The following is a 25309-nucleotide window of genomic DNA, read 5'->3' as shown; positions in this document are numbered from 1 at the left end:
AAAGATGCACCCCAGTAGATGGGGAGTTTTTCACCCACCTGCAAGACGCAGATGGGGAAAGGCGGCTGGCAGCCCGAAGGCCACCGATGCCATGGAAGCACAAGGTCTCCCATGGCCAGAAAAACATTCCCTGCGCTCAGCGCCGCAGCGGCGACCACGCCGGGTCAGAAGCCCCGGTCGTAGTAGGAATGATATGCTCATTGAAGCCTGCCACGTCAATCACGGCGATGGAAGAGCTGAAGCCCGCTCCCCCAGCCCCTGCCGCATTCTGGCGACAGAATGCCAGCGCACGGCCATTGGGAGCAAAGCTTGGGCTTTCCACCGTGAAGCCCTGTGTCAGAGACCGCTCACCAACGCCATCCGGCCCCATCACGCCAAGGGTGAACCCCCCTGAACCAATGCGGACAAAAGCGATCTGGTCCCCTCTTGGTGACCACACGGGCGAGCCATAGTGACCATGGCCGTAGGAAATGCGCCGGGCATCCCCACCATTGACGCTCATCACGTAAAGTTGTGGCGAACCGCCACGGTCGGAGTTGAAGACGATGTTCTGGCCATCCGGGCTGAAGCACGGGCTGGTATCAATCACACCCGGGGCCGATGTCAGACGACGCCGATGCTGGGTCGCCAGATCAATCAGATACAGATCCGCCCCGCCATCCCTTGTCGTGGCGGACAGGATGATGCTCCGCCCATCAGGAGAAAAGCGGGGAGCGAAAGAGATACCCTCGAACGTGCCCAGAATGGTCTGCTGTCCCGTATTGAGGTCATAGACATACACACGGGGCCGATTGTTGGCATAGGACAGAAATGCCAGCTGCTCGCTGATCGGGCTGAAGCGGGGTTCCAGCGTCAGCCAGCTGCCATTGGTCAGCATGTGGGCATTGGCCCCATCCTGATCCATGATGGCCAGACGGGTGGACTGATGCCGCCGGGGACCTGTACGGGAAATATAGGCGATGCGGGTATCGAAATAACCATCCTCGCCCAGCAGGCGCTTGTAGATGGCATCCGCAATGATGTGTGCAATACGGCGCCAGTTGCTCTGGGAGGCCGTATAGGCCCGACCTTCCATCTGCTGGCCCGCCACAACGTCCCAAAGGCGCATCTCGACCCGCACGCTGTCAGACCCGGCGGCACTGCCAGCCACGGCCACACGGGCCCCACGGCCCTTCAGTGCCGAGAAATCCGGCTGAACGGAAGCCGGTACCGTTCCCCCCATGACCTGGAAAAGCCCTGTGCTGGACAGGTCGGCCGAAATGACGCCAGAAATCTGGTTCCCCAGCCCCGGCCCGAAATCAGGAATCACGATGGGAATGGGGGCCTGATGGGCGCCAGCGACCGTGATCTCTGCCGGAGCGCTGTCACCTGCTGCCCGGGCCGTCCCGCCCAGAAGAGCCAGCGGCGTGACAAGCACACCACTGGCGGCAGCACCGCCCAGAAGGGAGCGGCGGGACAGATGCCGCTGGAGGATGCCGGCTTCGGTATCAGAAAAAAACGACATGAAACAACCTCAGATAAATCCAGCCTCAGGGCTTGAACAGAAAACGGAACTGCCGCACCTGCCCCAGCAGGCGCTTCGGCACGGGCAGGCGGGAACAGGTTGGACTCAACACGGCATCCCTCGCCCGCTCGGCCTGGACCCGATAGGTCGGATCCGCTGCCATACGGGCACGGGTCTCCGGCAGAAATGTGACCATGCGGGCCTCGCCGGAGGCATCCACCGTCACCATCATGCGGGCAGAGAAATTCTGGTAATTCCGGGCCAGCGTATCCTCCTGGTAGCAGCGCTGCACGGACGACCCGATGGCATTCTGCTCACCACTTGTCAGCGCCCCGGTATCGCCATCAGGACGGCCACCACCACGGGGTGACCCACCCTGCGCCTGATTGGGCATCGCCTTGGGCGGGCGCTCCTGCTTCTCCTGGCTCCGGTACTCATCCAGCGTGGCCAGCAGGGAGCGGCTGTCCTCCTGCGTTTTTTTGGCCTCATGCTCCTGCTGGGTATGGGAGAGCTGCGGCTTGGCAGGGGGCTTCTCCACCTTGTGATCCGGCGCCTTGACCTGTGCCTGCTTATGCACGGGCTCCGGCTTCGGCTTTGCCTGTTCACTTACCTCACCCTTTTCCTGCACGGGAGCACGCTGCTGGACCGGCGTTTTCACCGCCACATGGGAAGGTTCCGGCGCAGCCTGTACAGGCCGGGGTGGTGGCGGAGCGGGCGGAGGTGGCTCAACCGGCTTCGGCTTGGGCGGCTGTGGCGCCGGTGGGGCCTTTGTCTCCGTAGGTGCCTGCGGCGCCGGAACCTCGGCCTTGTGAGAAGACCGGGCCGCTGGCCGGGCCCCGCCGGTCGTCTCATACACCATGGTGACCGTCTGCTCGTCCGGCTGAGGTTCCGGCAGCGGTGGCTGTGGATGCCAGAGCAGAAAGCCCAGCACTCCCCCATGCAGCAGCAGGGAAGCCAGCACCCCGCCCGTCACCAGGCTGGACTGCTTCCTTTCCCGCCGCTGATAGGGCGGTGGTGTTTCGTCAAACGGTGATGACGCAGAGAGGCTCACACAGTCTCTCCTTACTGGCCGCCCTGCGGCTGCTGTGCCAGCAGGGCAACATGCGTGAAGCCGCCAGATGTGATCTGCCCCATCGTGCTCATCACCTTGCCATAGTCGATATGGGCATCGGCCCGCACAAAGATGCGACGGCTAGGATCATCGCTTGCCATCTGCTTCAGCCGTGTCACGAGGTCATCCCCACTGACAGGGTCATCCCCCAGATACAGGCTGCCGTCGCTCTTGATGGATACCGTAATGGGTTTGTCGTCCGAGTTGACCGGCTTGGCGCTTGTCTGCGGCAGATCGACATTCACACCGCTGGTCAGCATCGGTGCCGTCACCATGAAGATGATGAGCAGCACGAGCATGACATCCACCAGCGGGGTGACATTGATGCCAGCTTCAGGCTGGCTCCGCCGCCTGCCCCTGCGTCCACTGCGTGATGAAGCCTCCATGATGCTCAGCCCCTCCCGCTGCCGCGCTCTTCGGACTGGCGGGAGAGGATAGCTGCAAACTCGGTCCCGAAGCCTTCCATCCGCTCAGCAAAATTGTCCACGCTACGGCTGATGAGGTTGTAGGCCACATAGGCCGGGATGGCCGTGAGCAGACCGATGGCCGTCGCAAACAGGGCCTCGGAAATGCCCGGTGCCACGACGGAGAGGTTCGTATTGTGCATGGAAGCGATGGAGCTGAATGCGTGCATGATACCCCAGACCGTCCCGAACAGCCCGACAAACGGAGCTACCGGGCCGATGGTGGCCAGCATGACGAGGTAGCGGCTCAGACGTTCGGTCTCACGAGCGACCGTAATGCTGATGGCCCGGTCGATGCGCTCGGACGTACCCCCATGAATCACGTCAATGCCCGCAATACGGGAGGACCGACGCCACTCCCCCATCGCCGCCCCGAAAACGGCAGCCATCGGATGGACAGGCCGGGCACCCTCGCTGTCATAAAGATCATCCAGAGACCCGCCGGACCAGAATCTGTCCTCAAACCCCGTGGCCTCGCGATTGACCCGACGGAGGAGAAGCACCTTCTCCACAATCACCGCCCACACAAAAATGCTGCACAGCACCAGCCCGATCATGACCAGCTGCACAGCCAGCGAAGCATTCAGGAACAGATGAAAGGGCGAAAGCCCCGCTGCCCCGGCAGCACCCAGAGCACTCGAATTCACAGCCTGATCCACTCCGCTTTCTCCTGTTTTCTATGGTTCTGTTGGATAAAGGACTACTGCCCCATGTTGCGGCAGGATGCTCCTTTTTCAATGGCACAGGACGCAGAAAGAGCAAACATCTTTATCTTTAAATCTTTTGTCAGGCGGAACGTTCTTCCGGCACCGTCAGTCCTGAGAGTTTTTCCCTGTAGGATGCCGGAAGACGCAAGGGGCTCATGCCAGCCAGCTTCAGGCAGGCCAGTTCCACCTCAATCACCACTGACTTCTGCCCCGCACGGGAAAGATTGGTGATGACCTGCCGCAGATTCAGCCGGGCTCCCGACATCTGAAGCAGCACCGTCTCCACATCCATCAGTTCATCCAGCCGCAGGGGCGCATGATACCGGATACCCAACTGCCTGACGACAAAACCGATTCCATCCTGTTCTGCCATCTCTCCGACGCCAAGCCCAAGGCTGCGCAAGGCCTCAGCCCGGGCCCGTTCGGCAAAACCCAGATACCGGGCATGATAAACGATGCCCCCTGCATCTGTATCCTCATAATAGATACGGAACTGACAGTGATGTGCCGCCATGCTGTTCTCCCCCGATGACGGCCCCTACAGGAACCGTGGTGCCAGATTGTCTGATGGCGGTGTGAGACCGAGATAACGCCAGCCCGGTTCACCCAGCATCCGCCCCCGTGAGGTCCGCAGGACGAGCCCTTCCTGTATCAGATAGGGTTCCACGACGTCCTCCAGCGTATCACGGGCTTCTGCCAAAGCTGCCGCCAGAGTTTCCACCCCTACTGGGCCACCCCTGTGATGCTCGGCAATGCGGCGCAGATAGCGCCTGTCCATCGCATCAAGACCATGACTGTCCACCTCCAGCCGGGAGAGGGCTGCATCTGCCAGCGCACGGTCAACAATCTCTTTCTTCGCCACAAGCGCAAAGTCCCGCACGCGGCGCAGCAGCCTTCCGGCAATGCGCGGCGTCCCTCGGGAACGGCGGGCAATTTCCTCGGCTCCTTCATCTGTCAGGGCCATGCCCAGCTTCCCCGCCCCCCGGCTGACGATCTGCCGCAATTCATCAGGCGTATAGAACACCAGACGCAACGGAATGCCGAACCGGTCCCGCAATGGTGTGGCCAGCAGGCCGGACCGTGTCGTGGCTGCCACGAGCGTGAAAGGCGCCAGATCAATCCGCACGGAACGGGCCGCGGGGCCTTCCCCGATGACGAGGTCCAGCTGGAAGTCCTCCATCGCCGGATAGAGGATTTCCTCAATCGCTGGCTGGAGACGATGAATCTCATCAATGAACAGCACATCACGAGGCTGAAGATTTGTCAGGATGGCCGCAAGGTCTCCAGCCCGCTGGATTACCGGCCCGGACGTGGCACGAAAGCCCACGCCAAGCTCACGGGAGACGATCTGCGCAAGAGTCGTCTTTCCCAGCCCCGGCGGGCCATGCAGCAGGACGTGGTCCAGCGCATCACCCCGTTTGCGGGCTGCCTCGATGAAGATGGAGAGATTTTCCCGACTGGCTTTCTGGCCCGTAAAGTCGGCCAGGGTCTGCGGCCGCAGGGTAGCATCGGCCACATCCTCCGGCTGGCGTGTGGCATCCGTCTCCGGCGCACGGCCGGGCGGCATATCTGGCACAAACTGGTTCATCGGCCCCGTTCTTTCCCTCTACCCTCTGCCTACCGGGCCAGTTCCTTGAGAGCAAGACGGATGATGACATCCAGCCCTTCCCCAACGTGGTCTCCAATGAGACGGCTGATGATGGGCCAGCTTTCAGCCCGACGGAAGCCCAGCCCTTCCAGCGCCATGAGGGCATCCTGCTCCAGCCCGGCACTGCCATGCAGGCTGGTACTGATGGCTGCTCCGCCCCCCCCAGCACTCATGGACGTCCCACTCATGCTGGCAGGAGCCGGCATTTTGGCCACTTTGCTCCTGAGCTCCGTCAGGAGGCGGACTGCCAGCTTGGGGCCAACCCCGGCAGCCTGCGTAAAGGCTGTCCTGTCCTCAGCATGGACAGCCTGCCAGAGCAGACTGGGGCGGCTGACTGACAGAATGGCCAGAGCCACACGGGCCCCTACACCCTGAACGGTCGTGAGAAGACGGAACCATGCCTGCTCATCCGCCTCCGCAAAACCAAAGAGCTGGATGGCATCTTCCCGCACAACCGTTTCCACCAGTACACGGGCGACTTCCGGCGGGCGGGGCAGCAGCCCCAGCGTATGGCTGGAGGCTGAGACAACATACCCCACCCCATTCACATCAATGAGGCAGTGATCACCATCGATATGAGAGACAAGGCCTGTCAGCTGTCCGATCATGCCATGCGTACTCCTGCGGCTACATGCCGGGCACTGGCCCGATGATGGGCATGGCAGATGGCGATAGCCAGTGCATCGGACGCATCAGCCCGCCGGACCTCCGCCCCCGGCAACAGACGGCGGACCATCATGCTGACCTGCTCCTTCGTGGCCGCCCCCGTACCAACCACAGCCCGCTTCACAGCCATGGCCCCATATTCATGCACGCTCAGCCCGGCAAGGGCGGGCACAAGCAGGGCCACGCCACGGGCATAGCCCAGCTTGAGCGTGGAGGAGCCGTTGCGGTTCACATAGGTTTCCTCAACGGCAGCTTCTGCAGGACCATACTGCTGGATGAGCCTCATCAGCCCCTCATGCAGGTCGCACAGACGGCGGGGAACGTCATCACCGCTCTGGGTCGCCAGCACACCGTCAGCCACATGGCGCAGGCGGTTCCCCTCCACATCCACGATACCCCAGCCCATGAAACGCAGGCCGGGATCGATCCCCATGAGACGGATCAAGCTGCCAGAGCCTCGGCCACCTCATCAGGGAGGTCGAAATTGGCATAGACGGCCTGCACATCGTCATTCTCCTCAAGCACGTCAATCAGCTTGAGAACGGAGCGTGCCTGATCCTCATCCAGCGTGACGGTCGTCTGCGGACGCCAGTCCAGCTTGGCGGAACGGGGTTCGCCAAAACGGCCTTCCAGCGCATCACGCACGCTCATCAGGGCCTCCATGGCCGTGGTGATTTCGTGGCCGTCTTCCGTGGTCTCCACGTTATCAGCCCCGGCTTCAATGGCGGCTTCCAGCATGTCATCCTCAGAAGCAGCATCCTGCGGATAGGTGATCACGCCGATATGGTCAAAGCCAAAGGACACGGAATTGGTTTCTCCCATGGAACCACCATGCTTGGAGAAAGCCGCCCGGACTTCGGAGGCCGTACGGTTGCGGTTATCGGTCAGCCCCTCGATGATGATGGCCACACCAGCCGGACCGTAGCCCTCATAACGGACGGCCACATAATCCTCACCACCACCGGCACCGCTGGCCTTCTTGATGGCACGCTCGACCGTATCCTTGGGCATGTTGACCTCACGGGCTGCCGTGATGGCAGCACGCAGGCGGGGGTTCATGGCCGGGTCTGGCATGCCGGACCGTGTGGCCACCGTGATCTCACGGATGACCTTGGCAAACTGCTTGGCGCGCTTGGCATCCTGCGCACCTTTGCGGTGCATGATGTTCTTGAACTGTGAATGTCCTGCCATGGACCCTACTTCTCCCAAAACAATGTTGAAACACCCATTACCATGCACCAGCACACCGTGCATCAGAAGGGGCTGCTCCCAGCAGGAAGCAGCCCGCCTTCTCAGATCATCCTGCCGTGGCAGTGCTTGAATTTCTGCCCGGACCCGCAGGGACAGGGAGCATTGCGGGGGACCTCATTGAGCCAGCGGGCCAGCGTGGCCGTATCCAGCGCCTCCTCATCAGCGGGACCATCCTCCTCCATGAAGGCAGTCGGCCCCGGCGGCATGGACGGTGCCTCGCTGACGGGCTGGACATGCCCGACAGACTGCACGACACGCAGCCGCAGGTCCTCCAGCATGTATGTGAACATCTGGAAGGCTTCCTGCTTGTACTCGTTCAGCGGGTCACGCTGGGCATAAGCCCGCAGGCCGATCCCCTGACGCATCTGGTCCAGCCCGTGCAGATGTTCTTTCCATGCCGCATCGAATGACGTCAGAAGAATATGCTTCTCGATCAACCGCATCATTTCCGGGCCAACAGTCGCTGAACGGGCTGCATGGGCCTTCGTGGCTGTTTCTTCGATGCGGTCGATCAGATGCTCCTCATCCATGCCATCTTCTTTTGCCCAGTCGGCAATCGGCATGTCCAGATTCAGGATGCGATGCAGCTCACCAGCAAGGCCATCCACATCCCAGGCCTCCACAAAGGAATTCTCCGGAATATGGGCATGGACGAGCTCTTCAATCACCTTCCCCCGCATCTCGGCAATCACGCCAGACACATCGGCGGATGCCATATATTCACGGCGCTGGGCATAGACCTCCTTGCGCTGTGCATTCATGACATCATCGTATTTCAGCGTGTTCTTGCGCATGTCGAAGTTGCGGGCCTCGACCTTCTTCTGCGCCTTTTCCAGCGCACGGTTCAGCCACGGATGCACGATGGCCTCACCCCGCTTGAGACCCATCTTCTGCATCATCGCCCCCATGCGGTCGGAGCCGAAAATGCGGATGAGGTCATCCTGAAGGGAAAGGAAAAAGCGGGAATTGCCCGGGTCACCCTGACGGCCAGACCGCCCACGCAGCTGGTTGTCCACCCGGCGGCTCTCATGCCGCTCCGTCCCGATGACATACAGCCCACCAAGCTCGTGTACCCGCTTGTGGTCAACGGCCACCTGCGCCCGGACCTGTTCCGCAATGGCAGCCCGCTCAGCTTCATCCTCAATACCGGCAGTCTTTTCAGCCACCAGCATCTCGACATTGCCACCGAGCTTGATGTCCGTACCACGCCCTGCCATGTTCGTGGCGATGGTGATGGCACCCGGCGCACCGGCCTGTGCGATAATGCTGGCCTCACGCTCATGATGCCGGGCATTCAGCACATTATGCGGAATACGCTTCTGCCGCAGCAGGTGTGACAGAACCTCGCTCTGCTCGATGGAGGCCGTACCGACAAGAATGGGCTGGCCTGTCTCATGCACCTTGCGGACGAGTTCAGCCACGGCCTCATATTTCTCTTCCGCCGTGAGATAGACCTCGTCATCCGCATCCTTGCGGCGCACGGGCAGATTGGTCGGAATCTCTACGACCTGAAGATTGTAGATCTCGGCGAATTCGTCAGCTTCCGTCATGGCCGTACCGGTCATGCCAGCCAGCTTGGGATAGAGACGGAAATAATTCTGGAAAGTGATGGAGGCCAGCGTCTGATTTTCCTGCTGGATTTCCACACCTTCCTTGGCTTCCAGCGCCTGATGCAGGCCATCAGAGTACCGGCGGCCATCCATCATGCGGCCCGTGAACTCGTCAATCAGCATCACCTTGTCGTCACGGACGATATAATCGACATCCCTCGTAAAAAGCGTCCGGGCCCGCAGGGACTGCTGGACATGATGGACAACCGAGACGTTGTGGAGGTCATACAGACCGCCTTCACGCAGCAGGCCCGCCTCCTGAAGCAGCTCCTCGACACGGTCGGAGCCTTTTTCCGTCAGCGTGACAGTACGCAGCTTCTCATCCTTGTCATAAACATCCGGCTCTTTCACCAGCCGGGCAATCACGGCATCCACATGGCGATAAAGGTCGGAGCTGTCATCCGCCGGACCGGAAATGATGAGCGGCGTACGGGCCTCATCAATGAGGATGCTGTCCACCTCATCGACAATGGCAAAGCTGAAGGCACGCTGGACCATTTCATCCAGCGAATACTTCATGTTGTCCCGCAGATAGTCGAAGCCGAACTCGTTGTTCGTGCCGTATGTGATGTCCGCTCCATAGGCCGCACGGCGCTGGTCGTCCGTCAGGTTCGGGATGATCACGCCGGTGGTCAGGCCAAGGAAGCCGTAGAGGCGGGACATTTCCTCAGCGTCACGCTTCGCCAGATAATCATTGACGGTAACAACATGCACGCCCTTGCCAGACAATGCATTCAGATAGACAGCCAGGGTCCCGACAAGGGTCTTGCCCTCACCCGTCCGCATCTCGGCAATCCGCCCATCATGCAGGACCATGCCCCCGATGAGCTGCACATCAAAATGACGCATCCCCAGCACACGGCGGGAGGCCTCACGACAGACAGCAAAGGCCTCGTCCAGAAGATCATCAAGGGAGGCACCCTCAGCCAGACGCTGGCGGAATTCCGCAGTTTTACCCTTCAGTTCATCATCCGTGAGAGCCTGCATCTGCGGCTCCAGAGCATTGATCTCCGGCACGCGCCGCTGATACTTCTTGAGTGAGCGGTCGTTGGAGTGGCCGAAGAGGGCGCGAGCAAGGCGTGAAAGCATGAGTTACCCTGAAAATTTTGCCACCAGCAACCATGTGCGCCCCTCTCCCCTGTGGGAAACAAAGAAACGCCCGCTGCGGATGGTCACAACGCTTTTCATATCATGTCCGACATAAGGGCCCTCGTCATCATGGTCAATGGGAAAGCCCCCGTCCGGCTTCCGGACGCAGCGCAATTCTCCGCTTTTTCCCCTGCCAGGCCCCAGCAGCCCAACCTGACGTCCGTACCAACATAAAATATAGGCAATACTTCGCCTTTCCGACACCAAAGCCCTTGCTAGGGCAGGCAGGCTTTGTCATGGTGAAAGGGCTGAGTTTTAACAGATCGAAATGATGAGGTCTTACATGCGGCTTTCCCGCTCTCTTCTCCTGTGCACGGCCCTTATCGGGGGTGTCTCCTCTTCTGCCTCGCTGACAGCGCAGGCCGTGGCCGCCGACGCCCAGCCGGCCCCCGCCGCACAGCCGCAGGCCAAGCCCGCAGCAGACCCGAACATGCTGCTCGCCACCGTGAATGACCAGAAGATCACCCTGGGCGATGTCCAGCGCGCTGCTGCCACCCTGCCGCCGGAAGCGCGCCAGCTCCAGCCGGCCGTCATCATTCCGCTCCTGATCAACCAGCTCATCGACCAGAAGGCCATCCAGCTCCAGGCGGACAAGGCCGGGCTGGCCAGCAAGCCGGCTGTCAAGGCTGCCATGGAAGCAGCAGCAAACAATGTGCTCCAGAATGCCTATCTGGAAGAGCAGGTTGCACCGAAGCTGACGGACGATGCCCTGAAGGCCTACTATCAGGAGCATTTCGCCTCCAAGAAGCCTGAGGAGGAAGTCCATGCCCGCCACATCCTCGTGGATAGCGAGGCCAAGGCTGAAGGGATCATCCGGCAGCTGAACAAGGGGGCCGACTTTGCCAAGCTGGCTGGCCGTCTCTCCACGGACAAGGCATCCGGCGGCACGAATGGTGGCGATCTTGGCTGGTTCAAGCGTGGGGACATGATCCCGGATTTCTCCAACGCCGCTTTTGCCATGAAGTCCGGCACCATCACCCAGAAGCCGGTCCATACCCAGTATGGCTGGCACGTGATCCAGGTTCTGGGGACCCGCACGGCCCCCGTGCCGAGCTTTGAGCAGGTGCGTGACCAGATCCGCCGCGACCTGATACGCCAGGAAGTCCGCAAGGTGGTGGAAGCTGCCGAGAAGCAGGCCCGAATCGTGCATTATGATGCCAAGGGCCAGCCCATCACCAGTGCACCGGCACCTGCCGCTGCCCCGGCACAGGCAACACACTGAGCCATGGCCAAACCATACCCCCGCTCCCCACTGGCACTCTCACTGCCCAAGCTGACCTCGATTGCCGGGGTGCGGCTCAGTGGTGTGGAGGCCAACATCCGCTACAGCGGGCGGACCGACCTCATGCTGGTCGAGTTCGCCCCTGGCACGACGGCCGCAGGTGTCTATACCCGCAATCTCTGCCCGGGGGCTCCCATCCCCTGGTGTCGCCGTGCGCTCGCCAGCACGCCCCATGCCCGGGCGCTGCTGGTGAACTCCGGCAATGCAAATGTCTTCACTGGTCGTGCCGGGGAAGAGGCCGTGGTAGCCTGTGCCGGAGAGGTCGCCCATCAGCTGGGCTGCCCTGTCGAGGATGTCTTCCTGGCCTCTACCGGGGTGATTGGCGAGACGCTTCCCTACAAGAAGATCCTCTCTGCCCTGCCCGCAGCCATTGAAGCCCTGCATGTTGATGGATGGGAAGAAGCGGCCCGGGCCATCATGACCACGGACACCTTCCCCAAGGCGGCCCGTCGTGAAGTGAAGATCGGCAGCACAACGGTCTGCCTCCAGGGCATAGCCAAGGGGTCGGGCATGGTTGCGCCGGACATGGCCACCATGCTGGCCTACGTCGCCACAGATGCCTCCCTGCCCCAGCCGGTCCTTCAGGCCCTGCTGGAAGAAGGCGTAGGGCCGAGCTTCAACTCCATCACGGTGGACTCTGATACCTCTACATCCGACATGCTGATGCTTTTTGCCACCGGGCAGGCCGAGCATGAAGAGATCGGCAGTCATGAGGATGCCGCCCTGGCGGAATTCCGCACGGCCCTGAAGGACCTGCTCCATGAGCTGGCTCTGCTGGTCGTCCGTGATGGCGAGGGTGCCACCAAGCTGATCCGTGTCGATGTGCAGGAAGCTCAGGATGACGGGTCCGCCCGCAGGATCGCCATGGCCATTGCCAATTCTCCGCTGGTGAAAACCGCCATTGCCGGAGAGGATGCCAACTGGGGGCGTATTGTCATGGCCGTTGGCAAGAGTGGTGAGCCTGCCGACAGGGACCGCCTTTCCATTGCCATCGGGGACCACTGGGTGGCCAGCCAGGGCAGTGTGAAGGACCATGATGTCGAGGCGCTGAATGCCTACATGCGCCAGCAGGAGATCACGATCACGGCAGATCTGGGGCTTGGATCCGGCCGTGCGAGCGTCTGGACCTGTGATCTGACACACGGTTACATCGACATAAACGGCTCATACAGAAGCTGATACCGGGGGCATTTCCGCCCATATCCGGCAGGGTCACCCCCCAGTTGCGGACGGGGGCAGGCCCTGCCCCGGCAGGCACCGGTACCCCCCGGGGTGACAGGGGACCGGGACAATCAGAAAACAACATCGATGACCATGACAGGGCTTGTATATGGCAGGGCGGACCGCTAGAGCTCAGATATTGCTGCGCGTTCTGTTTGCGCCTGTCACGTCGGAAAAACGAGGAACGGTTCCATGTCCGCAAAGAAACATGTCGTCATTCTGGGAGGTGGTGTTGGCGGGCTGGAAGCCGCAACCCAGCTCAGCCACAACTCCCATGTCCGCATTACCCTGATTGATCAGAACGCCGTCCATATCTGGAAGCCTGTCCTGCATGAGCTGGCATCCGGCACGATCGGTCAGAAAGGCAACCTGTTCGCCTTCAATGAGCTTTCCAAACGTTTCGGCTTCTCCTTCATCCAGAGCACGCTGGACACCATCGACAGCACGACAAAGACGCTGAACCTGGAAAACGGGCAGGTCCTGAATTACGATCTGCTCATCGTGGCTCTGGGCTCCTGCGCAAACGACTTCGGCACGCCCGGGGCGAAAGAAAACTGCCTCTTCCTCAATACCCTGGCTGATGCCAACGCCATCCACGACCGTTTCCGTACGCTCATCGAGCGGGCGCAGCTGACAAACAAGCCTGTCCACCTGAACATTGTTGGGGGTGGTGCCACTGGGGTGCAGCTGGCTGCCGAGCTCTGCCAGGCCATCGACAGCACTCCCGGCCTTGGCCCCTCTGCCCGCAAAAGGCTGCTCAGGCCCACGCTGATCGAGGCGCAGGACAGACTGCTGCCGCCTTTCCCCGAGCAGGTTTCGGCCGAGGCCAAGGCCGAGCTGGAGAAGCTGGGATTCGATGTCATCACCGGCGGCATGGTCAGTGAGGTCGGCTGCGGATACATCGCCCTCAAGGATGGCCGGCGCATCGAGTCCGACTTCCCCATCTGGGCTGCTGGGGTGAAAGCCTGCGTGGCGACCTCTCTCCTGAAGAATCTTGAGCTCAGCCGCAGCGGGCAGATCATGGTCACCAACACGCTCCAGACCACGAAAGACCCGTCCATCTATGCCATCGGTGACTGCGCCCGCATGGAGGTCAACCCCACAGCCCCCACGGCGCAGGCCGCCCGGCAGGAAGGCCGTTATGTCGGCCGGGTTGCCATTCCCCGCCAGCTGGCTGGCAAGGCAGCGGTCCCATTCGTCTATAACGACCGTGGCGCCGTCGTGGCCCTGGGGCGGTACAATGCCTGGGGCATGTGGCCCTCCAAGAAGGGGTTCGGCGGCCATGGCTTTGGGGCCCAGCTGGCCCGCTTCATCCATGAAGGTCTGTTCCGCCAGCACCAGATGGGCATCAGCGGTCTTTTCCGTACCGTCTGCGCAGCCCTCGGCGAACGCTTCAAGCCCAACAATCCTGATCTGAACGGCAAGAAACCGTCAGCACAGCCGGAACAGGACTGAAGCGGCCCTTCCCCCCAACCCGGCAGCCCCCTTCACGGCAGGTGAAGGGGATTTGCCCTGCGGGGGCTCAAAAGGCCTGTACACTCCACCATCAAGGTTTCTCACCAGGACGGCACAAGGCGCAAGACAGTTGCCGGGAGACCTTTTATACTCGGGCTCTGTGCCATCATGATCCGTACCGCCAGAAAAGGGCAGCCCCAGTCTGCTCCCCTTGCGGCGACAGGGGAACGCCTGCCATGACCCTATCCTGTACAGCTTCCACCGGTTCTATCGAACAGCAGATCATCAAAAACGGTTTTGCCTTTCTCCCCGCTCGACAGGCCAGAGCGTGGCTGGAGCCCTGCGGCCTGAAAGACTGGCAGGGTTTTGCTGAAAGCTGGAATGATCTGGGCATGGACCTCTACATGGCTGATGGCGGGCGCTACCGCCGTCGTCGCTATGGAACTTTTTCCATCACCGGGAACAGCCTGACCCGCAAGGACCATCAGCCCCATTATCAGAGCCGGGATTACAATCTGCTCAATGGCGGGGTAGAACGCTGGTTCAGTCCCATCACTGACGAGGTGGGGCGACATCCGGCCCTTGCGGCCATTCTCCAGGCCACCTCCACCATGGCGGACCACCTCTCCCCGGAACGACCCCAGCCAGCCCCGTGGCATGTGGAGGTCCATCAGTTCCGCATCGAGGCCGCCAACGATGCAGAGGCTCTTCCCACGCCGGAAGGGATGCATCGTGATGGCGTGGACTGGGTTTTCGTCTTCATGGTCAACCGCTGCAACATACGGGAAGGCGTCACGAGCATCCATGCGCTGGACCAGCAGACCGTATTGGGGTCCTTCACCCTGACAGAGCCGCTGGATACTGCCATTGTGGACGATCACCGCGTCTATCACGGTGTGACGGCGGTAGAACCGGAAGACCCCACCCTGCCCGCCTACCGTGACGTGCTCGTCGTCACCTTGCGGTATGAATGAGCACAACCCCGTTACCCTGCCATTCATGGCGGGCTTCCCTGTCTTTTCCTGACCCGTCCCCCAGAGGATAACGACGCCATGACACGTTCATCACCTGTTCCTGTCCGCCTCCGTGGCCTTGCCGGAAACCTGTGCCGTTCCGCCATCGTCATGGGTCTCTTCGGTTTCATCCAGACCAGCCCGGCCGAGGCGGCCAGCCAGAAGCATCCGTCACGTCATCATCATTCAGCACAGCACTCCAGCACGACACCCGTGGAGCTGAAAGCCCAGCCCGGCACGGAGCTGGACAGGCAGGCCCGCAGCCTGAATGCAGACCTTCTGGACGATGCGGCCCGCCACAACGAGACACCCATCGTCCTGACAGGGACAGCCAAACTCGCCCCAAAGCAGAAAAACATGATCCTGTTCGTGCAGCTGCAATCATACCGCCTCTGCGGGTCTGCAGGCTGTACCACCTCCATCTATCGCAGGAATGGCAACAAATGGGACACACTGCTGGACAGCGTGAACGGTTCCATCCGTATTGCCCGCCAGCGTCACAACGGTCTGGCTGACATCATTATTGATGACAACGACCGCTGGGTATTTGACGGGCAGAAATACGAGGACACTCTCAACAGCCCCTGATTCTTCGGGCCCCACCGTCATGTTGGCAGGCGCTGGGGCCCTTTTTCATCTTTCTGCAAAGGAATGACAAAATCCGGCTGATACCGGAGAAAATATTTTTTACAGTTTTTTATATAGATATAATCATATCATTATATGATAAATACAATACATTAACTTGCCGTCACCTTTAGCTCTCAATAATACCCTTCTCCGCCCACTTCTATACTTTACATATAACATCATGCTTATATGTGTATGGGATTGATATTTTCGTCAAGTTTTTTTACCCATGGCGCTCCTTCAACAGACAGAAAACGGGGACCAGACCACAGCCCCCCCAATGAGCCAGCGCCATGCCTTCTTCCACCACGCCCTTCTCTTCCGTAGCTGACCGGACACCTCTCATCCTTGATGGTGGCATGGGGCGGGAGCTGCACCGCATGGGAGCTCCGTTCCGCCAGCCGGAATGGTCAGCCCTCAGCCTGATAGAGCGGCCCGATCTGGTGCAGCAGGCCCATGAGAACTTCCTCAAGGCCGGGGCGCATGTCATCACGACCAACAGCTATGCCGTCGTGCCATTCCATATCGGTGAGGAACGTTTTGCCGCACGGGGCGAGGAACTGGCCCGCCTCTCCGGCCATCTGGGACGGCAGGCCATTGCAGCACAGGCCCAGGGTGGAAAGCCGTCTCTTCTGGCCGGTTCCCTGCCACCGGCAGGCGGCTCTTACCGTCCCGACCTGTTCACCCCCCAGAAGGCAGAGGCTATCCTGACGCCGCTCATCCGTGGGCTGGCACCCTCGGCCGATCTCTGGCTGGCAGAAACACAGAGCAGCATCGCCGAACTGCAGACAGCCCACAGGCTCGTCCAGCAGAGCACGGACGATGCACGCCCCTTCTGGGGAAGTTTCACGCTGGATGATTCCGATCCCGCCGCTCTCATCCACCAGCACGCCCCGGTCCGCCTGCGGTCGGGTGAACTGCTGGAAGAAGCCGTGGAAGCCGCCCTTCAGCTGAAGCTGGAGGCCCTGCTCTTCAACTGCAGCGACCCCCGCATCATGGAAACGGCCCTGCACACAGCCCGAAAGGTGCTGAAGACCCACGGAGATTCCACCACCCTGAAACTGGGCGTGTATGCCAACGGTTTCGCCCACAACCATCATGACGGCGAAGGCGAAGGAGCCAATGAAAGCATCACTCCACTGGATGGCACGCTGACATCCCAGCGTTACGCCGACTTCGCCCAGCACTGGCTTGCTGCCGAGGCCGACATCATCGGGGGCTGCTGTGGCATCGGGCCGGAGCATGTCGCCGCCCTCGCCGCCCGTTTTTCCTGACCTGCTGACCCACCGCCCATTTCGCACTCTGGAGACACCACAATGCCCCGCCTGCATGGCTCTCACCGTCTGCCTGCCTCCCTGCTGTCCCTCTCCTGGCTTATGGGGTCATGCGGCATGGGCCTTGGCCTCGCCACGGCCCTGTCAGGCTCACTATCCACCGCCAGAGCCGCCACAGTGACAGGCACGGCCACGACCTCCCCAGCGGCCAGCAGAAAGACACAGGCCCGCAAGAGCACATCCACAACCCGCCACAGGCCCCATGCCATCAATGCCAGATCAGCCGAACATCTGACCGTCCACCGGACAAACACACCGCTGAAACGGGCACGGGCCAGCACCTCACCGGTGGATATCGTCACGGCACAGCAGCTCCAGCGCACGGGGCAGCTGAACGTGGCGGAAGCTCTGGCCCGCATCAATCCGTCCATCACCATCAGTGCAGCAGGGTATGACGCCTCGGCCCTGACCTCCTCCATCCGCCTGCGGGGGCTGAACCCCAACCACACGCTCGTGCTCGTCAACGGCATACGCCGCCACACCACGGCGAACATCAGTGCCGACAGCGGGCCAGAGGAAGGCTCCAGCCCGGTGGACCTGAACATGATCCCCCCGGAAGCCATCGACCATATCGAAATCCTGCGGGACGGTGCCGCCTCCCGCTACGGGGCGGACGGGCTGGCCGGTGTCATCAACATCGTGCTGAAAAAGGACGTCAGAAGCTCCGACATTGATGCCCAGACAGGCGCAAATGCCTATAACGGCGATGGCTGGCAGTACCAGTTCGGCTTCGACAAGGGCCTAGCCCTGGGCGAGGACGGGTACGTCAATCTGGCCGGGCAGATGTACCATACCGACCATTTCATCCAGAAAGGTCTGGACGTCCGCACGAACCGTTATGACGACCCGGCCCTCAGCCTTGCCGAGGAAACCCGCCAGACCCTCAGCCTCAATTTCGGCAAGCATTTCACCCAATCCCTGGAAGGCTACGGCTTTGTCACCTATGCCCACCGTCACGGTGAAGGCTTCCAGGATTACCGGACGCCGGACACGTTCCCGCAATATTATCCCGACGGGTTTTCTCCCATCGAGGCCATGGAGGAACAGGACTACGCCGTCACACTGGGGCTGAAGGGCCGCCTGCCTGCCGGGTTCCACTGGGATGCCAACACGACATACGGGGCCGATGATGACCACATGACCCTGAAGAACAGTGGCAGCCCGGCCTATTATGCCGATTATGGCACATCCCCCACGAAGGTCCGGACGGAACGCTTCAAGAACGAACAGTGGAACAACACGCTGAACATCAGCCGCAGGTTCGCCTTTGCTCCCGGCCGCTCGCTGGACCTCTCCTTCGGCGCCCAGCACAGGCTGGAGAAATACACCATCGGGGCCGGTGAGCCTGCCTCCTACTACAAGGGTGGTCTCCAGGGCTTTGCGGGCCTGATGCCGCAGAATGCGGGATCATGGACCCGCAACGTCTGGGCGGGCTACATTGATGCGGACTTCCACCCGCTCCGGCATCTTGATGTCGATTTCGGCGGGCGGTATGAGCATTATACCGATTCCGGCAATGCCGAGACGGGCAAGATCGCCGCCCGGTATGACGTGACGAAACGCTTTGCCCTGCGGGCCACCATCAGCAACGGCTACCGTGCTCCCACCCTGCTGGAGCAGCATTACAGCGTGCTCAGCGTCATCCCCAACGGGGCCTCGGCCAGTCTGCCTGTCAGTTCCGCAGCGGCCAGCTCCCTCGGTGCCCAGCGGCTGAAGGCGGAACGCTCCACCAACGCCAGCGGCGGCATCGTGCTGGAACCCGTCACGAACCTTCATGTCTCGGCTGACGTGTACCAGATCAACATCCGCAACCGCATCTCACCGGGCGGCAGCTTCCAGGGCAGTGCGGCAGAAAATGCCATCGCCCTGATGGGGGCCTCCCTGCCCGGCGGGCTGGACCCGGACAACGTCACAGCCACCTACTTCACCAACGGGGCCAGCACCCGCACGCAGGGGCTGGACATCATGGCCGATTACGCCCTGAAGCTGCACCGCTACGGGTCACTCAATCTCAGCCTGGCCCTTAATCTGAACCGCACCCGCATCCACCATCTCAACACCTATGCGGACGGATCGCCCATCCTCAATGCCCAGCAGATCGGCTACCTCACCACGGCGTCACCCCGCAGCAAGATCGTTCTCAACGCATACTGGAAGCTGGACCGCTGGAATGTGAACCTCCGCCAGACACGCTATGGCGAGACGGTCAACAACGTGACCTATCAGGACCAGGCCCCGGCGGCCCTGCAATATTCGCAGAGCCAGTTCCACCGCTTCGTGAACACACCTGCCTGGCTGACGGACCTTGAGGTCGGCTTCCAGGCCACGAAGCGCATCCATCTGGCCGTCGGCGGGAACAACCTCTTCAACGTCCGGCCCCGCCGGATGCCGCTGGAAAACTCCTACACCGGCTCACTGTTCTACGACAACAATTCCGCCGGTATCCCCATGACGGGCGGCTATTACTACGGGCGCATCAACATCAGCCTGTAACCCCGGAGACAGGCACGGACCACGACAGGGCAGACCACCATGTTCTCAGCGATCGAGCAGCACACCATCCACCCCATCCCCGCCTCGGACAGGCGGGGCCGCCCGCGGGACCAGTTCACCATCTGGTTCAGCACCAACATGACGCTGCTGACGGTCGTGACGGGTGCGCTGGGGCCGTTGCAGTGCCACATCTCCTTCACCCTAACGGCCCTCGCTTTCCTGCTTGGCAGCCTGCTCGGGGCTGTCTTCATGGCCCTTCATGCCGTGCAGGGGCCACGGCTTGGGGTGCCGCAGATGATCCAGAGCCGGGGGCAGTTCGGTGCATGGGGGGCCATGCCGGTCATCCTGATGGTCGTCGTCATGTATGTCAGCTTCGTCGCCTCCAACTGCGTGGTGGGCGGCGATGCGCTGCGGAGTGTCCTGCCCTCGCTGGGAGCACATCCGGCCATCCTCATCATGGCCGTCCTCAGCCTGCTGCCCTGCATCATCGGCTACCGGACGATCGAGATATTCTCCTCGGCGGTTTCCTTCATCACGACGGCCGTCATCCTGCTCTGCTTCTTTGTCGGGCTGGCGAGCCTGCCACACGGGCAGGCCTTTCTGGCAGACATGCACGGCTCCTTTGCCGGGTTTCTCCAGGCCTTTTCCATCGCCGTGCTCTGGCAGATCGCCACGGCTCCCTATGTCTCCGATTCCTCACGCTACCTGCCGGATGAGAAAGCCAGCTATCCCCGCATCTTCCTCGCCTGTCATGGCGGCACGGTCGGCGGAACCTTTCTGGCGATGACAGCGGGGGCCTTCCTCAGTGCCGCCACAGGGCTATCACCCGCCGTCGCCATCACCCACATGACGGGACCATGGGCAGGGCTGATCATCCTCGTCCTGGGGCTGTCCATCGCCTTCGCCAATGCCATGGACCTCTACTGCTGCACGCTCTCCCTCATCACGCTGCTGCACAGCTGCCGCACCAGCTGGCAGCCACGGGGGCGCAGCCGCCTCATCATCACCCTGCTGATCATCCTGACAGCCACGGCGATGGCCCTTTTCATGGCGAAGTCCTTCAATGCCGCCTACAGCGCCCTGCTGGACCTGCTCATGGCCGTCATGATCCCATGGACAGCCATCAACCTTGCGGACTTCTACCTCATCCGCAAAGGGGACTATCATGTCCCATCCTTTTTCGAACGGGATGGCGGGGTCTATGGGCTTGTGAACGGCCCGGCCCTGTTCAGCTACGGGCTGGGGATTCTGGCGGAGATCCCCTTCCTCAACCTGTCCTTCTATCACGGCCCGCTGCTGGAACGGCTGCATGGCGTGGACATCTCATGGCTGACGGCCCTGCTCGTCTCCACGCTCAGCTATCTTCTGCTGGCACGGTACGGAAAAGCCCACCACACCCAACAACCGGGCGGATGAAGGGACGACCTTCTGATTTCCAGGGGAAAGACTGGAGCGGATGAGGGGAATCGAACCCCCGTATGCAGCTTGGGAAGCTGCCGTTCTACCATTGAACTACATCCGCTTCGTGGGGCCTCTTATACCGGCTGGCAAAACCCTGCGCAATCCCCTTTCCATCATATTTTCCAGCAGAGTATCGCCCTTCCCCGAACATCTTCCAGCGAACCGTGACCGGTTCTCCTTGACGCCCCCTTCCACCGGGCGCATAGTCGGGGTGTGGCGTTGCTGGATGGTAACCCACCCTCGTGATTTGATAGGCCGGCTTGCGGCGAGGTAAAAGAACATGCGCTAAAGAGGCCCTGTTTCTCTCCCGCAGAATCAGGACTTCATACGGCCTCCATCCTAATCGGGCAGGCCGCCGGGTGGTCTGCCTCTTCAGCTGGAGGAACCCATGCCCTCTACCGACCAGTCCTTCCTCTCCTCCTGCCGCACCGACACGCGTCTGCTGCACGAGGCCCGCAACCGCACCGAACATGGTGAAACGTCGGACGCCATCTTCCCGACCTCCGGTTTTGTCTATGACAGCGCAGAGCAGGCCGAGGCCACCTTTGAAGGGACGATCCAGCATCTTCAGTATTCCCGCTATGGGAACCCCACGGTTGATGCGCTTCAGGACCGGCTCGCCCTGCTCGAAGGGGCCGAGGCCTGCCAGACGACATCCACCGGCATGGGAGCCGTCTCCTGTGCCCTGCTGGCCCAGCTGAAGGCCGGTGACCGTGTCGTGGCCAGCAGTGCGCTCTTCGGCTCCACACACTGGCTGCTGGACTCGCTGCTGCCCGGCTATGGCATCGAGACCGTCATGCTGGACGGCACCGACCTCAAGGCCTGGGAGGAGGCCCTTTCCAAACCCACCCAGGCCGTGCTGATCGAAACCCCCTCCAACCCGATGCTGGATGTTCTGGACATCCGCCACATTGCCGACCTTGCCCACAAGGCGGGGGCCATCTTCATGGTGGACAATGTCTTCGCCACGCCCGTTGGCCAGAAGCCGCTGGAACTCGGGGCGGATGTCGTCATCTACTCCTGTACCAAGCATATTGACGGTCAGGGCCGTGTGATGGGCGGGGCCATTCTGGGCAGTCAGGAATGGATCACCGGAACACTCCAGCCCTTCGTCCGCAATACAGGCAACACGCTGTCTCCCTTCAATGCCTGGGTGCTGTCCAAGGGGCTGGAAACGCTGCGCCTGCGTGTGGAGGCCATGGCCCGCAATGCCGCCCGCCTTGCTGACGCCCTGAGCGAACTGCCCGGCATCACGTCCGTCCGCTATCCCGGCCGCAAGGATCACCCCCATGCCGACCTTGCCCGGAAACAGATGAGCAATGGCGGAACACTGGTGGCCTTCAGCGTCGCCAATGGCAAGAAAGGGGCGTTTGCCTGCCTCAACGCTTTCCGGCTCATTGCCATTTCCAACAATCTGGGGGATGCCCGCAGCCTTGCCACCCACCCCGCCACCACCACCCACCGCAAGCTGACACAGGAACAGCGTGATGCTCTGGGCATCACGGATGGGTCCATCCGCTTCTCGGTCGGGCTGGAAGATGTGGAGGACCTTATCGAGGACCTGCGCCGTGGGGCCGAAGCCGCCCGGCAGGCAGGCTGAACGACCCGGCCTGCAAGCCCGTCCCCGCACTCCCCGTGAACGGGACGGGCGGCCACGACAGGTCAGACATATGAAGACATTCCAGAATACCAGTAAGGGAAAATCCGCCGCTCCTGACAGAATGACCTGACAAATCCCCATAATGATTCTAGTAAAGGCCCATGTCCGATAATTCCCTCCCCCCGGAAGGCCCGATGGCCGAGACGGAAACCCTCGAGATGGAGCCCATCACGTCCCTGCCCGCCTTTACGGCCCATACCGGCGACGTGACCGTGAATGTCCGCCCTTTCTGGGTTGATGAACATTCCGACCCGGAGGAACACCGTTATGTCTGGCTCTATCATGTGCTGATTGAAAACAGAGGCAAGGAGAGCATCCAGCTTCTCTCACGCAGCTGGACCATCACGGATGATCGGGGTGGGCGTGAAGACGTGCATGGTGAAGGCGTGGTGGGCGAGCAGCCCGTCATTGCTCCAGACAGCAGCTATCAATATACATCCGGAGCTGAACTCAAAACACCGAGCGGCTTCATGGAGGGCCTCTACCACATGGTCACCCCGGCCAGCGGCCATCGTTTTGATGTCACCGTGCCCGTATTCAGTCTGGACAGTCCCCATCACATGGGCATGACCCACTGACGGACAGCAGAAAAGGACCCGCCATCTTGAACGCCCCTCATGCCCGCCCGAAACACAGACGCATTGCCGCCCTTCTTCTGGCGGCGGGGCGTGGGCGGCGGTTCTCTGCCGGTGCCCCGCAGGAGCAGGCCAGCATAAGCAAGCAGTTCCATCTTCTGGCCGGGCAGCCGGTCATCCGGCACGCCGCCATGGCCCTGCTGCCGCATGTCGATGTCCTCCAGCCGGTTGGCAGCGACCCGCTCCTGCCCGAGGCCCTGGCAGGGCTGGATGTCCTTCCCCCGGTCGAGGGCGGAGCCGAACGGCATGACAGCGTGCGGGCCGGACTGGAGGCCTTGGCAAAACTGCCCGAGCCGCCTGATGTCGTTCTCGTGCATGACGGGGCCCGCCCCTGCGTCCCGGCTGCTGTCATCACCCGTACCCTTGAGGCACTGGAGACCCATGAGGGTGTCATCCCGGCCCTGCCTGTCAGCGACACGCTGAAGAAGGTGGAGAATGGCCTCATCACCGGGACGGTCTCACGGGAGGGCCTCTGGCGTGCCCAGACCCCGCAGGGCTTCTCCTTCCCGCTGCTGCGGGACCTGCATGACCGGCACCGCACCGCCCTGACCGATGATGCCGGCCTGCTGGAGGCGGAAGGGCACAAGGTGGCGATCGTCATGGGTTCGGAAGACAATATCAAACTGACCGTTACGGAGGATCTGATGCGGCTTGAACGTGTAATTGAGGACCAGAAAACCCAGCCTGCGCAGGCTCCCGTTCTTCTGCCCCGTGTCGGTCTGGGTTATGATGTTCATGCCTTTGCCGAAGGCCGCAAGCTCATCCTCTGTGGCATCGAAATTCCTCATGAGAAGGGCCTTGCCGGTCACTCCGATGCCGATGTGGGCATCCATACACTCTGCGACGCCATCTATGGTGCGCTGAATGAGGGCGACATTGGCCGTCACTTCCCCCCCACGGATGAGAAATGGCGTGACATGGATTCCGCCCGCTTCCTCATCCATGCTGGAGAGCTGATCCGCTCCAAAGGAGGAATGCTGGTCAATGCGGACCTGACGATCATCTGCGAGCGCCCGAAGATCGGCCCTCATGCCAAGGCCATGTGCGCCCGCCTTGCCGAGCTGCTGAAGGTCAGTCCCAGCCGCATTTCCGTCAAGGCCACGACCTCCGAACGTCTGGGCTTCACGGGGCGGGAAGAAGGCATCGCCGCCACGGCTGCCGTCAGCATCATGGTGCCGGACAGCGGGGAGTAAGGCGCTCCCTCCTCCGCAGGGCCAGTCGTGAAAAAGCCCCTCCAGAGACCCGTTCTGGAGGGGCTTTTCCGTTCCATGAAATCACGCTTCCTGTCCGGTCAGGCTGCTTTCACCCGCCCCTGCGCCAGATGCAGGAAACGGAGCGCATCGGCAATGTCTGTGTTCCGCTTCTCAAGCAGTGTGGCGAGTTCCCTGTCGTGGCCCCATTTTTCCAGCTGACGGTATTCGTCGGCGTGGGCAAGATGCACGGCCTCGTCAAAGCTGACCACGTCATGCACCAGAGCCAGCGGCAGAAGCAGGCTGCCCATGATGGGCACCATGACACCCAGAGCCGTCAGCTGGGCAGGCTCCAGCTGCGACAGGTAATGCGTCAGGGCCTCGCCATAGGCGGCAGGCTGCTCCAGAGGCATGAGACCATCCGTCATGGCCGGATGCAGCCCCTGTTCCGCTGCCCAGGCCCGGATGCGGGCCGTCACGGCATCATCCTGCGCCACGCTCCGGTAGCAGAGATTGTCATCAATGCCATAAGCGTGCAGGGCGGCTTCCATCGCTGCACGATCGGGCAGGATGCGCTCGATATGACTGCCCGCCATGCGGGTCAGGACCAGATCATCCGGGGTGAACTGGGCACCCTCGGCAATCTGACGCCATTCTTCCGCAAGGGCCTCTGCCAGAGCAGGAGATGACACGGCCAGGGCCGTTCCGGCAGGCAGCTTCACGGGCCTGCCATCCAGCAATGGTCCCTGCTGGCCAGACTCACCGACTGGCCCCACTGTCACCTGTTTCCAGAAACGCCTGTGCAACTGTGCCATGACACTGCTC

Annotated in this window: 22 protein-coding genes, 1 tRNA gene and 1 riboswitch; of the genes, 11 read left to right on the top strand and 12 right to left on the bottom strand. The window is 61.5% G+C overall.

What is annotated here, in order from left to right; translation table 11 throughout:
• Positions 1-136: 136 nt before the first annotated feature.
• The 10 genes from tolB to secA form a co-directional block, all read right to left on the bottom strand.
• A complete protein-coding gene (tolB, locus tag DTQ13_RS06870) occupies positions 137-1504 on the bottom strand; it encodes a Tol-Pal system beta propeller repeat protein TolB (RefSeq protein WP_043560854.1) in 1368 nt (455 codons plus the stop codon).
• A gap of 25 nt (positions 1505-1529) precedes the next feature.
• A complete protein-coding gene (locus tag DTQ13_RS06865; RefSeq protein ID WP_052349152.1) occupies positions 1530-2555 on the bottom strand; it encodes a hypothetical protein in 1026 nt (341 codons plus the stop codon).
• 11 nt (positions 2556-2566) lie between these two features.
• Positions 2567-3001: a protein TolR gene (gene tolR, locus DTQ13_RS06860; RefSeq protein WP_248460409.1), complete on the bottom strand. Its 435-nt coding sequence runs from the start codon at positions 2999-3001 to the stop codon at positions 2567-2569.
• 5 nt (positions 3002-3006) lie between these two features.
• Positions 3007-3738, bottom strand: a complete 732-nt coding sequence (tolQ, locus tag DTQ13_RS06855; RefSeq protein ID WP_043560857.1) for a protein TolQ — start codon at positions 3736-3738, stop codon at positions 3007-3009.
• Positions 3739-3865: 127 nt separating this feature from the next.
• The gene (locus tag DTQ13_RS06850) at positions 3866-4300 is read right to left on the bottom strand and encodes a YbgC/FadM family acyl-CoA thioesterase (protein WP_248460408.1); all 435 of its coding nucleotides are present in this window, start codon (positions 4298-4300) and stop codon (positions 3866-3868) included.
• Positions 4301-4324: 24 nt separating this feature from the next.
• The gene (gene ruvB / locus DTQ13_RS06845; RefSeq protein WP_373364562.1) at positions 4325-5374 is read right to left on the bottom strand and encodes a Holliday junction branch migration DNA helicase RuvB; all 1050 of its coding nucleotides are present in this window, start codon (positions 5372-5374) and stop codon (positions 4325-4327) included.
• 29 nt (positions 5375-5403) lie between these two features.
• Complete coding sequence (ruvA, locus tag DTQ13_RS06840) at positions 5404-6042, bottom strand: Holliday junction branch migration protein RuvA (RefSeq protein ID WP_043560863.1); 639 nt, start codon at positions 6040-6042, stop codon at positions 5404-5406.
• Positions 6039-6545 (bottom strand): crossover junction endodeoxyribonuclease RuvC, encoded by a 507-nt coding sequence (gene ruvC / locus DTQ13_RS06835; RefSeq protein WP_043560866.1) that lies wholly within the window; start codon positions 6543-6545, stop codon positions 6039-6041. The genes ruvA and ruvC overlap by 4 nt, the downstream gene beginning before the upstream one ends.
• Positions 6542-7291 (bottom strand): YebC/PmpR family DNA-binding transcriptional regulator, encoded by a 750-nt coding sequence (locus tag DTQ13_RS06830; protein ID WP_043560868.1) that lies wholly within the window; start codon positions 7289-7291, stop codon positions 6542-6544. Before DTQ13_RS06830 ends, ruvC begins: the two co-directional genes overlap by 4 nt.
• Before the next feature lie 101 nt (positions 7292-7392).
• Positions 7393-10050 carry a preprotein translocase subunit SecA gene (secA, locus tag DTQ13_RS06825; RefSeq protein WP_043560873.1) on the bottom strand — a complete coding sequence of 886 codons (2658 nt, stop codon included), beginning with the start codon at positions 10048-10050 and terminating at the stop codon, positions 7393-7395.
• 343 nt (positions 10051-10393) lie between these two features.
• Between secA and DTQ13_RS06820 the strand changes: the two genes are divergently transcribed.
• The 8 genes from DTQ13_RS06820 to DTQ13_RS06785 all read left to right on the top strand — a co-directional run bounded on the left by DTQ13_RS06820 (position 10394) and on the right by DTQ13_RS06785 (position 20954).
• Positions 10394-11332, top strand: a complete 939-nt coding sequence (locus tag DTQ13_RS06820) for a peptidylprolyl isomerase (RefSeq protein WP_043560875.1) — start codon at positions 10394-10396, stop codon at positions 11330-11332.
• Between the two features lie 3 nt (positions 11333-11335).
• Positions 11336-12571 carry a bifunctional glutamate N-acetyltransferase/amino-acid acetyltransferase ArgJ gene (gene argJ / locus DTQ13_RS06815; RefSeq protein WP_043560878.1) on the top strand — a complete coding sequence of 412 codons (1236 nt, stop codon included), beginning with the start codon at positions 11336-11338 and terminating at the stop codon, positions 12569-12571.
• 234 nt (positions 12572-12805) lie between these two features.
• Positions 12806-14068 carry an NAD(P)/FAD-dependent oxidoreductase gene (locus DTQ13_RS06810; RefSeq protein WP_081562941.1) on the top strand — a complete coding sequence of 421 codons (1263 nt, stop codon included), beginning with the start codon at positions 12806-12808 and terminating at the stop codon, positions 14066-14068.
• Between the two features lie 236 nt (positions 14069-14304).
• Positions 14305-15042: a 2OG-Fe dioxygenase family protein gene (locus DTQ13_RS06805; RefSeq protein WP_248460407.1), complete on the top strand. Its 738-nt coding sequence runs from the start codon at positions 14305-14307 to the stop codon at positions 15040-15042.
• A 78-nt stretch (positions 15043-15120) separates the two neighbouring features.
• The gene (locus DTQ13_RS06800) at positions 15121-15669 is read left to right on the top strand and encodes a hypothetical protein (protein ID WP_248460406.1); all 549 of its coding nucleotides are present in this window, start codon (positions 15121-15123) and stop codon (positions 15667-15669) included.
• 335 nt (positions 15670-16004) lie between these two features.
• A complete protein-coding gene (locus DTQ13_RS06795; RefSeq protein WP_248460405.1) occupies positions 16005-16985 on the top strand; it encodes a homocysteine S-methyltransferase family protein in 981 nt (326 codons plus the stop codon).
• Between the two features lie 42 nt (positions 16986-17027).
• Positions 17028-19538, top strand: coding sequence for a TonB-dependent siderophore receptor (locus DTQ13_RS06790; protein ID WP_248460404.1), 2511 nt, complete (start codon positions 17028-17030; stop codon positions 19536-19538).
• 39 nt (positions 19539-19577) lie between these two features.
• Positions 19578-20954, top strand: coding sequence for a cytosine permease (locus DTQ13_RS06785; protein ID WP_248460402.1), 1377 nt, complete (start codon positions 19578-19580; stop codon positions 20952-20954).
• Positions 20955-20986: 32 nt separating this feature from the next.
• On the opposite strand, the gene DTQ13_RS06780 is transcribed toward DTQ13_RS06785, so the two are convergent.
• Positions 20987-21060, bottom strand: a tRNA-Gly gene (locus DTQ13_RS06780).
• A gap of 168 nt (positions 21061-21228) precedes the next feature.
• Positions 21229-21309: riboswitch (SAM riboswitch) on the top strand.
• Positions 21310-21387: 78 nt separating this feature from the next.
• On the opposite strand from DTQ13_RS06780, the gene metZ reads away from it, so the two are divergent.
• The 3 genes from metZ to ispF all read left to right on the top strand — a co-directional run bounded on the left by metZ (position 21388) and on the right by ispF (position 24487).
• Positions 21388-22599: an O-succinylhomoserine sulfhydrylase gene (gene metZ, locus DTQ13_RS06775; RefSeq protein ID WP_043560889.1), complete on the top strand. Its 1212-nt coding sequence runs from the start codon at positions 21388-21390 to the stop codon at positions 22597-22599.
• A 161-nt stretch (positions 22600-22760) separates the two neighbouring features.
• On the top strand, positions 22761-23237 hold the full coding sequence (gene apaG / locus DTQ13_RS06770; RefSeq protein ID WP_154981641.1) for a Co2+/Mg2+ efflux protein ApaG: 477 nt from the start codon (positions 22761-22763) through the stop codon (positions 23235-23237).
• Positions 23238-23263: 26 nt separating this feature from the next.
• Entirely contained in the window at positions 23264-24487 is a 1224-nt protein-coding gene (gene ispF, locus DTQ13_RS06765) for a 2-C-methyl-D-erythritol 2,4-cyclodiphosphate synthase (RefSeq protein WP_086431165.1), read from the top strand.
• Positions 24488-24585: 98 nt separating this feature from the next.
• Here ispF and DTQ13_RS06760 read toward each other — a convergent pair whose 3' ends face one another.
• Positions 24586-25299 (bottom strand): ATP12 family protein, encoded by a 714-nt coding sequence (locus DTQ13_RS06760; RefSeq protein WP_081562939.1) that lies wholly within the window; start codon positions 25297-25299, stop codon positions 24586-24588.
• Positions 25300-25309: the final 10 nt, after the last annotated feature.

It is taken from the genome of Parasaccharibacter sp. TMW 2.1888 (genome assembly GCF_023167265.1).
Taxonomy (GTDB): Bacteria; Pseudomonadota; Alphaproteobacteria; order Acetobacterales; family Acetobacteraceae; genus Bombella; species Bombella apis.
The sequence above is the reverse complement of the archived record's forward strand: the minus strand, read 5'-3'. Positions and strand labels throughout refer to the sequence as shown.